Here is a 12,568-nt window from a genome sequence, read left to right on the forward strand (position 1 = left end):
ACATGTCTCGACTCCAGGGCAAAGTCGCTCTGATCACCGGTATTGGTGGCGGTATGGGCCGTGAATCTGCATTGCGCTTCGCGGCAGAAGGTGCCAAAGTTGTCGGTTGCGATCTCTTCGAAGAAGGCGCAGCAGAAACAGTTGCCATTGTGAAAGCCGCTGGCGGAGAAATAACCAACTTCGCACCAGTGAACCTTTCGAACGCAGAAGAATCTGCCGCCTGGATTGATGCTGCCGCGGAAGTCTATGGCGGAATAGACATCCTCTATAACAACGCTTCCCACCCCAAGTTCGGTTCAATTGAGGAACTCTCCATTGAGGACTGGGATTACGTCATGAATAACGAGCTCAACCTCGTTTTCTATGCATCCAAAGCAGCGTGGCCTTACCTCAAGAAGAGCAAGGGCGTGATCGTCAACGTTGGTTCTATTGCCGGCACCCGTGGTGTTGAGTTCATGCCACAAAATGCTCATGGAACTGCAAAAGCCGGTGTGATCAACCTCACTCAACAGCTCGCTGTTGAGGGCGGTGCCCATGGCATTCGCGTGGTCTGTGTCAGCCCCGGTTTCACGGTGACGCCGTCTACTGCCTGGTTGATAGAGGGCGGCCCGCAGCCGTTCAAGGACAACATCGCACGAATCCCTCTGGGGCGTGTGGGACAGCCCGAAGACATTGTTAACGCAGCACTATTCCTCGCTTCTGATGAAGCGTCTTGGATTACTGGAATCAACCTCGTGGTTGATGGAGGAGGGTCGGTTCTCGGATGAGCATCGAAGACAAATTAGTTAAGTCAGTCAGCCCCGATTTCGAAGAGCGCGTCTTTAGCCGAGTTTTCAACATTCGACGTCCGAGCGACCGACGTCCAGAGGCTGTCCTTGTTGCTGAAAATGAGCAGGACGTTGCAGATGGAGTCAAGTGGGCCAAGGACAATGGCCTCAGCGTCACCGTTCGTTCAGGTGGTCACTCCTGGGCTGTGTGGAGCGTTCAGAACAACACTCTGTTGATCGACCTGGAACACCTCAACAAGGCCTCATTTGATGAAGCTACGGGTATTGCTTCAGCCGGCCCCTCCATTCAAGGTGGTGCACAACTTGACCCGTTCCTCGCAGAACGTGGACGATTCCTCAACGGTGGACACTGCCCACCCGTTGGTATCGGTGGGTTCTTGCTGCAGGGTGGCCAGGGCTGGAACCAGCGCGGCTGGGGTTGGGCAGCCGAGCACATTGTTGCCCTTGATGTGGTGAATGCTGACGGTGAATTGATTCGTTGTGATGCAACTCAGAACGAGGACCTGTATTGGGCTGCTCGTGGTGCAGGACCATCTTTCCCCGGCATCGTGGTGAAGTTCCACTTGCAGACTCGCGAACGATTCACTTACTTGGGGCACTCCGTTCAGATGTTTGAACTCGAAGATTTCGATGAAGCCTTCACCTGGCTTCAGGAAATTGAACCCACCATCACGGACACGGTAGAAATCGTTGCGGTGAGCCAGACCTCTCCTGAAGGAATGTTTGACACCCCTCGTCGCGTATTCATCATCACCGCGGTCGCATTGGTGAACTCACGTGAAGAAGCCGAAGCAGCTCTTGCTCCGTTCCAACTCAACCCGATTCTTGACCGTGCCATTGTGAACGAACCCTGCATGGAGTCTTCACTGGAATCTCACCGCGAGATGCAGTTGCAGATGAACCCTGAAGATCACCGTTGGTACTGCGACAACATGTGGGTCGAGGGTGAATTCACCACCGTGACGAAGAGCCTCAAGAAACTTTTCACTGAGGTTCCCTCACAAAAGGCATTCACTATCTGGATGGGCAATGGTCTGATGCGTCCACTTCCCGATATGGCCTTCTCGCTCCAGTCGCCTGGATACGTTTCCTGCTATTTCGTCTATGAAGACGAAAAAGATGACCAGTACTACCGCACCTGGTTGAACGACGCGATGGCAGAGGCACAGCCTGTGACCGTGGGCCAGTATCTCGGAGACAGTGACATGACAAACCGTCAGCTCAAGTTCATGGCGGATGAAAACTACGCCAAGTTGCAAGAGATTATTGCCAAGCGTGACCCTGAAGGTCGCTTTGTTCGTTACTTGGCTGCCGACCCCGCTACGGTAAACAAGAACCACTGGGAACTCTAGGAGAACATCGTGCGTATCCACCTCGGAGCGAATTACTTAGGTTATGAACTTGGCCGTGCTCTCGAGGCGTGGCTGGATTCCACTGGCTTCGAGGTTGTGTGGCACGGTGCTCCAGAATTCGACAACGAGGATGACTACCCGCTCTACTCAATTCGAGTGGGACAAGCTGTCATTGAAGATGAAGATGCAGGTGTGCCAGCAAGAGGAATCATTGTTGGCGAAACTGGAGCTCCAGAAACGATTGTGGCTAACAAGGTAAACGGTAGCCGTGCAGTTCCTGGGCTTTCAAAGGAATTTGTCATAGATGCTCGCCAGCATGCCGATGCAAATATCTTGATTCTTGGTCAGAAGCTGATTCAAGAAGTCGATGCTCGGGAGCTCGTCACTGTATTTTTGGCAGAAGATTTTTTGAACATACTTGATGATGCTCGTCGCATAATCAACACTGCTGAGTTTGAAACTTCAGGAACAATCGAGGGCTGGATGATCGAGTATTCATCCGGCTCCTCCGGGCCTAAAGGGCTGTAATGCCGCGGGCTCTGCTCTACGACGAGTTCGGCGGCATCGATGTTCTCTACATCGGAGAGGTTCCTCATTCTGAAATGCAGCCCGGCCAGGTTCGACTCTCCGTCAAAGCTGCGGCACTCAATCCCTTCGATTTCAAGATGCGCTCAGGCCTCATCCCGATGCCAGCAACCTTCCCGCATGGTGTGGGCAACGATGTTGCTGGAATCGTCACTGAGGTTGCTGCTGGATCGACCTACTTCAACGGCGACCCCATTGTTGCTGGTGATGAGGTTCTGGGATTTGCCGACCAGAACGCGATTGCGGAAGATGTTGTCCTCGGAGCTTCACAAATTGCACCAAAGCCTGCTGGACTTTCTTGGGAAGTAGCAGGCGGTCTTGCTGTTGCTGGACTTACAGCTGACGCGTGCATCACTGCGTTGAACATTTCTGCGGCCGACACTTTGGGTGTCAGTGCCGCTGCAGGGTCTGTAGGGCAGGTGTTCTGCCAGCTCGCGCTGGCGAAGGGGGCAACTGTCATTGGCTCTGCGAGTCCAGCAAATGCTGAGTTTTTGCGCCAACTGGGTGTAATTCCTGTTGACTACACCGGCGATATCGCTGCCCAATTCACCTTTGCTGCCCCACATGGACTGACAAAATTTCAAGACAACTTCGGGCGACCAGCTATAGATATGGCGTTGGGATTAGGCCTTTCGCCAGAGAAAGTGTGTTCCATCGTTGACCACGGAGCCGTTGCTGAATTAGGTCTTGCTACCCCTGGCAGATACGAACGATCTGCCTCAAAACTCTCAGAACTAGCCCATCTTGTGGCCTCTGGGAAGCTCACGTTGAACGTGCAAGCACGGTTTCCATTGGAACATTTCCGCGAAGCTTGTGAGCTGTTGGAAGCCCGTCATGTCCGTGGCAAAGTTGTTATAACGTTTTGAAAACATACGCAGCCGCGATAGCACCCATTAGCGACACGATGTACCGGGATTTGTCGCTGAATGCTTGACTGACAGAGTTCGCAGCAAAGCCGCTGTGGACACACAACATAGCAATGGGGCTCGTTGATTTCGCCCCTTGCTATTCCACAGCAGGAGGAAATGTGATTAAGGCAAAATTCATGGCGACGGGCGCGGTACTCGCGATCGCCGCGATGGCGCTGACTGGTTGTAGCTCGGACTCGGGTAGCGACTCAAGCAGCAACATTGGACTGAGCGAAGAAGCCGCTGCGGCTCTTGAGGTTGCATACACCGGTGTTGGCACCGAGCTGAACCTCGACAGCATCAAGGATGTACCCAAGGACGTCAACCTGTACGTCGTATCTTGTGGCGAGCAGGTTCCAGGATGTTCCGTACCCGCAGCTGCTGTGAAGGCTGCTGCTGAAAAGCTTGGATGGACTGCAACAATCGCAGACGGCAAGCTGAACCCAGAAGGCTTCGCAACTGCCATCCGTCAGGGTGTTGCAGGCGGCGCTAACGTAATCATTCCTATCGGTATCGGTTGTGGCGTTGCTCAGGCTGCATTCCAGGAAGCAGTTGATGCAGGCGTCAAGATCATCGGTGGCGGTGGCGTTGACGACTGTGACCCCAAGCTTTGGGCATCAGAGCGTCTTTGGCTCGAGGACTTCAACCCAATCCAGCAGTGGGAAGAGTTCGGAAAGCTTCAGGCTGACTACGCATTCGGTAAGCACAACGGTGAAGTGAACGCAATTGTTCTAAACTTCACCGGCCAGGTATTCGGTCAGTGGATCACCGATGGTTTCACAAAGGAACTGGAAGCACTTGGTAACAAGGGCAAGGTTCTCGAAACTGTAGACGTAAGCGACCCTGAAACTCAGGATGGCTCAATGCTTCAGAAGGTCAACACCGCGATTCTAAACAACCCAGACGCTAACACTCTCATCGTTCCTATCGATGGATGGCTTGTTGGCGGTCTTGCTCAGGCAATCGTTCAGTCCGGAAGTGCTGAGCAGCTGCTGGTTGTAAGCCGCGGCGGTGACGCTCCTGTTCTCGACATGATCCGCGCAGGCGGTCAGGGTGTTAACGCAACCATCGGTTTCGCTGTTGGTTGGGGCGCATGGGGTTCGGTTGATACCGCAGCTCGTGTTCTCTCTGGCGGTACCCCAGCGTGGATTGGTGAGTCAATGCAGGCAGTTGACGTTGATCACAACATGCCAAAGTCTGGCGGCTACGAAGGTGCCGTTGACTACCAGAAGGTCTTCTCGAGCGCCTGGGGCAAGTAGTGAGCAACAAGCCACTTAGTGGTTCGGAGGCGGCTGGGTTTTCCCCAGCCGCCTCTGGCTCCCACTCAGAAGTAGCCCTCACCATCACAGGGCTCAATAAATCATTTGGTGGAACACAAGCGTTATCAGATGCAAGCTTGACCGTTCGAAAAGGCACAGTCCACGCGCTTCTTGGCGGAAACGGTTCCGGCAAGAGCACTTCGATCAAAATTCTCGCGGCTGTCTACACGGCAGACTCAGGAGATCTCACAATTTTCGGAAAGCCTTACTCGCTTTCCGGTTACACCTCTCAAACTGCACAACAAGCAGGACTCCGATTTGTCCACCAGGATTTGGGTCTTTTCCCTGAACTGTCGATTGAGGAAAACTTTGCTCTCGACGCGGGATATCCATTGCGAAGCTACGGTGGAGTTGATTGGAAGAAACTTCGCGCACACGTCAGCAGGTTACTTACCGAGTACGAAATTGATGCTGATCCATGGGCACCTGTTCAGTCTCTCCGTCCTTCGGACCGCACCATGGTTGCTATTGCTCGTGCTCTTCAAGACCAGGTAGAGGGTGAAGATCTCATCCTGGTATTGGATGAGCCCACAGCTAGCCTTGCTCTGCACGAATCAACCCGCTTGCTCGAGCAGGTGCGTCGCCGAGCAGATAAAGGCCAGACCGTGGTCATGGTCAGCCACCGTCTGCAGGAAGTTCTTTCCGTGGCTCATGACTTCACGGTGTTCCGTGATGGCAAGGTTGTAGGAACGCTTACTGATGCTTCTCCTACTGAAGATGAACTCGTAGAAATCATGGCGGGCAGCTTGGTGAAGTCTCTGAGACCAACTGGCTCTCAAAGTCATGCTCGAAATGAAGAAGTTGTTGTGCTCAAGAGCATTCACGGTGGGCCATTGCGCGGGGTGAACCTCACAGTGCATGCAGGTGAAATTCTTGGTATCGCTGGCTTAGTCGGTTCTGGCCGTTCCTCAATACTTCTTAATATTTTTGGTTCTGTTAAGCCTTCAAAGGGCACCATCATTTTGAATGGCAAAGAATTCACGCCCAAGCACATCGATGAAGCGATGGATGCTGGTGTTGCAATGGTTCCAGAGAATCGTGTTCAGGATGCTGCATTCTCGGATCTTTCGGTTCGTGAAAACATTGCTGCATCTGTGTTGCGGGAAAACTGGGTTCGCGGATGGATGTCCCGGACAAAAGAACGCGGCATTGCACGAAAGCTCATTGAACGTTTCTCCGTCAAGGTTGCAGGCCCAGATGCTTTGTTCTCATCCATGTCTGGCGGTAATCAACAAAAGGTTGTTCTCGCTCGTTGGATGCAGCGTAACCCCTCACTTCTTCTCCTAGACGAACCAACTCAAGGCGTGGACGTCATGTCGCGAGCAGATATTTACTCTGTCATTCGAGAAGCAGCAGCAGCCGGGATGGCTGTAATCGTTGCATCCTCGGACGTTAGTGAACTGCATGCACTCAGTGACCGTGTGGCCATTCTCAGATCCGGTCGCATAACCGACGAAGTAGTAGCCGGCGAACTAGAAATAGATTATCTCAACCGACTTGTCCTCAAAGACCCAACAGGAGCAATCCCTGTTGTTAAAAGCGCAACTGCACGGAAGGCACGTTCATGACGAACAACAAAGAAGTTTTGCCCTCAGGTAAAGAACGAATCACCTTCGGAGTGATTCTTGAGCGTTACGCCCTCCTTATTTTGCTTGCTCTCGTGTTTATGTTTTTCACGGTAAACCCAGCAAGCTCGCGAGCATTCCCGACGGTTATGAATCTCAATGTGATTCTCGGCAGCCAGGCTGTGGTTTCGCTTGTCGCAATTGCTGCGTTGTTCCCGCTTATCTCTGGTTACTTTGACTTCTCGCTCGGTGCAGTGGCAGCAATGGCCCAGGTCATGAGTGCAGGTCTTATGGCAAATATGCACGCACCGCTGTGGGTAGCAGTCATCGTCCCAATCTTGCTTGCTTCGCTTGTTGGACTGTTCAACGGTTGGTTAGTGACCAAGCGCCATATGCCTCCGTTTGTCACCACTCTTGCAACTGCAACTTTGCTCTCCGGAATTATCCTCTGGTACACGGGCGGTCAGACGATCGTTTCGGGAATTGACCCAGCTATCACGAAGTTTGGTTCATCCAGATTCTTGGGACTTCCAACAGTCGTCTACCTGGTGCTCATTGTTGCTATTGCTGCATGGTACTTCTTGTCTCAAACCCCTTATGGTCGTTCACTTTATGCAATCGGTTCGAACGTCAACAGTGCACGCTTGGTTGGTGTTCGTGTTGAGAAGAATGTCTGGTGGAGCTTTGTTGTAGCTTCAAGCATTTCGGGTCTTGCCGGTGTAATTCAGCTTTCACGTATGGGAAGTGCAACAGCAGGAGACGGCGGCGCACTTCTGTTTGCCGCGCTTGCTGCAGTATTCCTTGGAGCAACCGCAATCAACCCCGGATTCTTCAACGTGTTCGGAACACTTATCGGTGCACTCTTTGTCTCCATCGCGGTCAGTGGCCTCGTGCTTTCAGGAGCAAGCGGTTGGGCATCGCCAGTATTCAACGGAACCGCCCTACTTCTCGCTGTCGGTTTCTCTACCTACCTGGGTCGCCGCAAGCGTCGAGGCTAACTCTCACAATAAAGAAAAGGAACACATCATGGCATTTGTATGCTCCGCGACTTGGATCGCAAAAGAAGGCAGCGCTGACGTAGTAGCAGAAGCACTGAAGCACCTCTCTCCTGCTTCGCGAACTGAAGAAGGCAACATTTACTATCAGGCCTACCAGGACCCTGCAGAACCCAACACGTTCCGAATCTTTGAGGTCTACACTGATGAGGCCGCATTCAAGGCTCACGCAGAATATGACCACTTCAAGGAGTACGCGCTCGGTAAGGCAATTCCTGTTCTCGAGACTCGTCAGCGCGACTTCTACGAGACCTTGGACTACTAAGAATGCGTATCGCTCGCTATCAACACAACGGGTTCCCCCATCTCGGTGTTATTCGCGATGGGAAGATCCTCTCGTTGCAGACCAATCTCACACTGTTGGAAGTATTGGCACTTCCACGACGTGAGCGTGATTACCTTGAAGGGCAAGCTGGGAAGTACTTTCGTGCTCCAGCTGACTCAGTGAAATATCTGACCCCAGTTGAACCGCGGGCAATGCGTGACTTCCTTTCATTTGAAGCACACGTCGCCGGAATGAAGAAATCTTTCGACGGCGATGGAACTATTCCTGATGCCTGGTTTGAAGCTCCTGGCTTCTATTTCATGAACCCTTGGGCGACCTCGGGGTCGACTGATGACATCCCCATGCCACCTTTGACTAAGCGTCTTGATTTTGAGCTTGAGATGGCTGTCGTGATTCTCAAGGAAGCTCGTGATGTGAGCGTTGAAGAAGCAGGCGACTATATCGCCGGATATTGCATTTTTAATGACTGGTCTGCACGTGATATTCAGGCGAATGAAATGAAAGTGGGCCTTGGCCCTAACAAGGGCAAAGACTTTAATAACACTTTCGGTCCGTGGATTACGACTCCAGATGAGCTTGAGCAATACCGCGATGGTGACCGTTACGACCTTGAAATGGTCGTCAAGGTCAACGGTGTTGAATATGGCCGTGACTCGTGCAAGAACATGTCTTGGTCATTTGAAGAGCTTATTTCGCACGCATCCCGCGGAACAGTCGTTGGCGCTGGGGATGTCCTAGCTTCTGGCACTGCAGGTATGGGTGCGATGTCCGAACACTGGAGCCGTTCTAAGCAAAACGAGACCCCCGCTCCGCTTCAAGTGGGCGACGTAGTGGAAATGACCATCGAAGGTTTGGGCATGCTTTGCAACACTGTCACTGAATGTGTCAGCCCAGGCCACACAGTTCCCCGTGCCCGTCGTACCTACAGCGAGGATCGTCTGTGAACTCCCTTGTCAAGACCGTAAACCCCTCCACCGGAGAAGCCCTCGAGAACTACCCAGCACTTGATCATTCTGGTTTGGACGCTGCACTTCAATCCACTGCAGATGCGCAGAAGCATTGGAAGACCACAGACATTGCTTACCGTGCACAATTGCTGCGCAAAGCAGGTGCAATTCTTCGCGACGAGGTTGATACTCACGCTGGATTAATTGCAACGGAGATGGGAAAGCCTGTCACTGAGGCTCGTGCAGAGGTTCTCAAATGTGCCTTGACCTGCGATTACTACGCAGATCACGCTGAAGAATTCTTGGCACCCAAGCCGGTCAAGACAGAAGCTGTCACGTCCTATGTTGCCTATGAGCCACTCGGCGTGATCTTGGCCGTTATGCCGTGGAACTTCCCCTATTGGCAGGTTATTCGCTTCGCCGCTCCGACACTGACCTCAGGCAATGGTGGTCTGCTCAAGCACGCTTCTAATGTCACGGGATCTGCTCTGGCAATCCAAGATGTTTTTGAGCGGGCTGGTTACCCCAAAAATTTGTTCCAGACCTTGGTGCTTGCGCAGCACTCCATGGTCAACGAGATCATCGCCGACAAGCGCGTTGCCGCTGTCACTCTCACTGGTAGTGAGGGTGCTGGTGCCAATGTTGCTGAAGCTGCTGGACGCGCTCTCAAGAAGACCGTTCTCGAACTGGGCGGATCTGATCCGTTTGTCATTCTCGATGATGTTGATCTGGATGCCATAACGCCCCTGGCTGTTCGTGCACGTTTTACAAACACTGGCCAAAGTTGCTTGTGTGCAAAGCGATTCGTCGTGGACAGCAAAGTTATTGACGGCTTTGAAGACCGCGTCGGTAAAGCCGTTGCTGCGTTGAAGATAGGGGATCCTCTTGACCCTTCAACCCAGATCGGCCCCCTGGCCAAGCCCAGCTTCGTTGACGATATTGATCGACAGGTTCAGGGATCGATTGCTATGGGCGCACGTCTGATTACTGGTGGCCACCGCCTGCCCGGCGATGGAAACTTTTATGCGCCCACCGTCTTGGCGGATGTCACTCCTGACATGCCCGTATTCAATCAAGAGACTTTTGGGCCGGTTATGGCGCTCGTCAAGGCAGAGAATGCGGAGCAGGCCATTGAGCTCGCAGATGCTTCTCAGTATGGTTTGGCGGCATCAATTTGGACTTCAGACATGAACCGTGGACTCGAACTGGGCAAGGGAATTAATTCCGGTGCACTTTTTGTCAACGGTGTCGTGGCCTCTGACCCTCGACTTCCCTTCGGTGGTGTGAAGCTCAGCGGTTATGGACGTGAGCTTTCAATTGAAGGCATGCATGAATTCACCAATGTGCGAGCAGTCTGGGCGGGCGAGCTTCCTCGTTCCTTATAGGTAGTGGCAGTCAGTGCAAGAAAACTACACTGGAGACCTACGTTCCTGCACAAAGTGGTGAGAGATGACTGATCTTCGCAAGGTTGATATCAACCTCATTGTGGTGCTCGATGCGATTCTGAGCGAGCGTAACCTCACACGTGCGGGTGAGCTCATTGGAATGACACAGCCCGCGGTCAGTGGTGCTCTTGCGCGTCTTCGCCAGCAATACGACGACCCAATTCTCGTGCGAGTTGGTCGAGGCTTCGAACTTACGCCTCGTGGTGAAGAGCTGATTCCTGTCGTCCGAGACGCTATGGTGGAAATTTCTCGTACCCTGGAACTTCTTCCTACGTTCGAACCTGCCACGAGCACTCGTACCTTTTATATTTCTGCTTCTGATTACCTGCTGTCTCAAATGACAAGCCCTTTGCTCTCTGTCATAGAACAAGCAGCCCCTGGGGTCAATGTTGAATTCGATGCCCTCCCGGCAGGGGCGAACGTTGAGCCAAATGACCTCCTCCGCAGGGACGTCATCATTGCGGGAACAGGGCGTGGAGTACCTGGCAAGCGCCAATCACTATTCAGCGACACCTTTGTCTGCATCGTCGATAAGACAAACCCCCGCCTTCGAGAAGGCCAGTTGTCTTTGAGTGATCTGGCTGACTTGCGTCACGTGCACAGCAATTTCGGTGAGCATGTTCACACGCATGTGGATGACATGCTTGCTAACGCGGGAATCAGCCCTCATATAGGTGTTTCCGTTCAGGGATTCCTGCCTGTCCCATTTGCGGTAAGCGGCTCCTCAATGGTGGGTTTTGTCCCAGAAAGACTGAGTGAGCAATACAGCGAATCCCTGGGATTAACAATTGCCAAGACACCGCTGAATTCTGTGACCTTGGTTGAAGCTGCTCACTGGCACCCTTCTAAGACCGCAGACCCTGCTTTGAAATGGTTGGTAAGCATGCTTCGGACAGCTGCTGAAATTGTAGAATTTGGTGGCTCTGCAGAAGAGGAATAACTCATATGCCTGCTATCTCATAACCGGATGATTGGTCAGAAAAGCAGAGACCTAGGCTGGCGATATGAGATTTGTAGACCTATCTATGCCCTTGGACGATATTGTCCCGGTTGATCCCCCCTTTTTGCGTCCCAAGATCGAATATAAAGATCACATCGGTGGTCTCAAAGACATGTTCAACATGTATGGAATCTTGCCTGAGCAGCTTCCGGACGGCCAAGGTCTTGCTGCAGAAACAGTAACCATGACCACTCACGCCGGAACTCACGTGGATGCTCCATGGCACTATCACCCCACGATGAATGGGGGAGAGCGTGCATGGACAATCGATGAAGTGCCTTTGGACTGGTTCTTCCGACCCGGTGTGAAGTTAGATCTCACTCACCTTCCAAGCGGACACCTCGTCACTCCAGAGGATATTGATCAGGCGCTCGCGGCCATTGAGTACACACTCAAGCCCTTTGACATCGTGCTCATGCATACGGTGGCAGCCGCTTCATATGGTCGTGAGGACTATGTGGATACTGGGGTTGGCTTTGGACGTGCTGCCACACTTCACCTCACTGGCCAGGGGATAAAGGTTGTGGGCACTGACGCGTGGGGTTGGGACCTTCCCATTCCTGTCAACCGCCAGCTATTTGAATCAACAGGCGACCCCTCAGTTGTCTGGGAAGGCCATAAGGCCGGCGCTGATGTTGCGTACTGCCAGATTGAAAAGTTGCAACATCTTGATCAACTACCAGCTACGGGTTTTACTGTTGCTTGCTTCCCCACCAAGGTTCGTGGCGCATCAGCGGGCTGGACACGAGCAGTAGCAATATTCGAGGACTGACTCAGCCTTATTCTGTTTCTCGCTCGTCATTGGTCAACTTCCACACCGGGTTGATCTTTACGCGTGCGATTTTCCACTCGCCACTATTGAGCACAAGGTTGTAGTCATAGTGTCCGCCGCCAGCCCAAAAATGTTGACCTTCGGAATCGTGGACATGTGTCGCCCAGAGCGAAGATCTCACCGTGGCAGTGTTGCCTGTGATCTGGATGTCATGGTTAGCGCTGACGTGTTGCGTTGCGAAGTATTTGCCTAAATCTGTCTCGACCTTGTCGCGAATTCCAGCACGACCTTTTTGCACACCCCAGGGCGTGATGAGCTCACCGTCCTCTGTGTAACAGAGGGAATACGCCTCAAAGTTCTTCTCATCCAGATATCGAGCGAATTTAATGATGAGCTTGCTGATGGCGCGCTCGTGAAGCATCATTTCGAATTCAGATAATTCTTGAGTGTTTGTTCCGGTCATTGTTGGCCAATCCTGGGAGAGAAGTAGTAGCAGCGAACTGTTTCTGACTTTAGTTTCAATTGTGATTTCACTACAGAAGCCGA

The 12,568-nt window shown here is 52.5% G+C and carries 13 protein-coding genes; 12 read left to right on the forward strand and 1 reads right to left on the reverse strand.

From position 1 onward, the window contains the following. Positions 1-2 precede the first annotated feature (2 nt). From AURMO_RS00240 to AURMO_RS00295, 12 genes are all read left to right on the forward strand, one after another. Positions 3-767, forward strand: a complete 765-nt coding sequence (locus AURMO_RS00240; RefSeq protein ID WP_110232608.1) for an SDR family NAD(P)-dependent oxidoreductase — start codon at positions 3-5, stop codon at positions 765-767. After that, a complete protein-coding gene (locus AURMO_RS00245; RefSeq protein WP_110232609.1) occupies positions 764-2,140 on the forward strand; it encodes an FAD-binding oxidoreductase in 1,377 nt (458 codons plus the stop codon). The genes AURMO_RS00240 and AURMO_RS00245 overlap by 4 nt, the downstream gene beginning before the upstream one ends. 9 nt (positions 2,141-2,149) lie before the next feature. Next, complete coding sequence (locus AURMO_RS00250; RefSeq protein ID WP_162532610.1) at positions 2,150-2,668, forward strand: RpiB/LacA/LacB family sugar-phosphate isomerase; 519 nt, start codon at positions 2,150-2,152, stop codon at positions 2,666-2,668. Then, positions 2,668-3,591 carry an NADP-dependent oxidoreductase gene (locus AURMO_RS00255; protein ID WP_110232611.1) on the forward strand — a complete coding sequence of 308 codons (924 nt, stop codon included), beginning with the start codon at positions 2,668-2,670 and terminating at the stop codon, positions 3,589-3,591. The genes AURMO_RS00250 and AURMO_RS00255 overlap by 1 nt, the downstream gene beginning before the upstream one ends. A gap of 179 nt (positions 3,592-3,770) precedes the next feature. Beyond that, positions 3,771-4,892, forward strand: coding sequence for a sugar ABC transporter substrate-binding protein (locus tag AURMO_RS00260; RefSeq protein WP_162532611.1), 1,122 nt, complete (start codon positions 3,771-3,773; stop codon positions 4,890-4,892). After that, positions 4,892-6,520: a sugar ABC transporter ATP-binding protein gene (locus AURMO_RS00265; protein WP_110232613.1), complete on the forward strand. Its 1,629-nt coding sequence runs from the start codon at positions 4,892-4,894 to the stop codon at positions 6,518-6,520. The genes AURMO_RS00260 and AURMO_RS00265 overlap by 1 nt, the downstream gene beginning before the upstream one ends. Then, positions 6,517-7,515, forward strand: a complete 999-nt coding sequence (locus AURMO_RS00270; protein WP_110232614.1) for an ABC transporter permease — start codon at positions 6,517-6,519, stop codon at positions 7,513-7,515. The genes AURMO_RS00265 and AURMO_RS00270 overlap by 4 nt, the downstream gene beginning before the upstream one ends. A gap of 28 nt (positions 7,516-7,543) precedes the next feature. Beyond that, on the forward strand, positions 7,544-7,837 hold the full coding sequence (locus tag AURMO_RS00275) for a putative quinol monooxygenase (protein WP_110232615.1): 294 nt from the start codon (positions 7,544-7,546) through the stop codon (positions 7,835-7,837). Positions 7,838-7,839: 2 nt separating this feature from the next. After that, complete coding sequence (locus AURMO_RS00280; RefSeq protein ID WP_110232616.1) at positions 7,840-8,802, forward strand: fumarylacetoacetate hydrolase family protein; 963 nt, start codon at positions 7,840-7,842, stop codon at positions 8,800-8,802. After that, positions 8,799-10,190, forward strand: a complete 1,392-nt coding sequence (locus tag AURMO_RS00285; protein WP_204163622.1) for an NAD-dependent succinate-semialdehyde dehydrogenase — start codon at positions 8,799-8,801, stop codon at positions 10,188-10,190. Before AURMO_RS00280 ends, AURMO_RS00285 begins: the two co-directional genes overlap by 4 nt. Before the next feature lie 64 nt (positions 10,191-10,254). Further along, a complete protein-coding gene (locus tag AURMO_RS00290) occupies positions 10,255-11,190 on the forward strand; it encodes a LysR family transcriptional regulator (RefSeq protein WP_110232618.1) in 936 nt (311 codons plus the stop codon). A 64-nt stretch (positions 11,191-11,254) separates the two neighbouring features. Further along, the gene (locus AURMO_RS00295) at positions 11,255-12,022 is read left to right on the forward strand and encodes a cyclase family protein (RefSeq protein WP_110232619.1); all 768 of its coding nucleotides are present in this window, start codon (positions 11,255-11,257) and stop codon (positions 12,020-12,022) included. A gap of 7 nt (positions 12,023-12,029) precedes the next feature. On the opposite strand, the gene AURMO_RS00300 is transcribed toward AURMO_RS00295, so the two are convergent. Then, on the reverse strand, positions 12,030-12,485 hold the full coding sequence (locus AURMO_RS00300; protein WP_110232620.1) for a nuclear transport factor 2 family protein: 456 nt from the start codon (positions 12,483-12,485) through the stop codon (positions 12,030-12,032). Positions 12,486-12,568: the final 83 nt, after the last annotated feature.

This window comes from Aurantimicrobium photophilum, from assembly GCF_003194085.1.
Classification (GTDB): Bacteria; Actinomycetota; Actinomycetes; order Actinomycetales; family Microbacteriaceae; genus Aurantimicrobium; species Aurantimicrobium photophilum.

Bases quoted from the DNA above. Each gene is read 5' to 3' on its own strand.
- AURMO_RS00245 (WP_110232609.1), top strand. From the start codon at position 764: ATGAGCATCGAAGACAAATTAGTTAAGTCAGTCAGCCCCGATTTCGAA.
- AURMO_RS00280 (WP_110232616.1), top strand. From the start codon at position 7,840: ATGCGTATCGCTCGCTATCAACACAACGGGTTCCCCCATCTCGGTGTT.
- AURMO_RS00255 (WP_110232611.1), top strand. From the start codon at position 2,668: ATGCCGCGGGCTCTGCTCTACGACGAGTTCGGCGGCATCGATGTTCTC.
- AURMO_RS00290 (WP_110232618.1), top strand. From the start codon at position 10,255: ATGACTGATCTTCGCAAGGTTGATATCAACCTCATTGTGGTGCTCGAT.
- AURMO_RS00240 (WP_110232608.1), top strand. From the start codon at position 3: ATGTCTCGACTCCAGGGCAAAGTCGCTCTGATCACCGGTATTGGTGGC.
- AURMO_RS00275 (WP_110232615.1), top strand. From the start codon at position 7,544: ATGGCATTTGTATGCTCCGCGACTTGGATCGCAAAAGAAGGCAGCGCT.
- AURMO_RS00270 (WP_110232614.1), top strand. From the start codon at position 6,517: ATGACGAACAACAAAGAAGTTTTGCCCTCAGGTAAAGAACGAATCACC.
- AURMO_RS00295 (WP_110232619.1), top strand. From the start codon at position 11,255: ATGAGATTTGTAGACCTATCTATGCCCTTGGACGATATTGTCCCGGTT.
- AURMO_RS00260 (WP_162532611.1), top strand. From the start codon at position 3,771: ATGGCGACGGGCGCGGTACTCGCGATCGCCGCGATGGCGCTGACTGGT.
- AURMO_RS00300 (WP_110232620.1), bottom strand. From the start codon at position 12,485: ATGACCGGAACAAACACTCAAGAATTATCTGAATTCGAAATGATGCTT.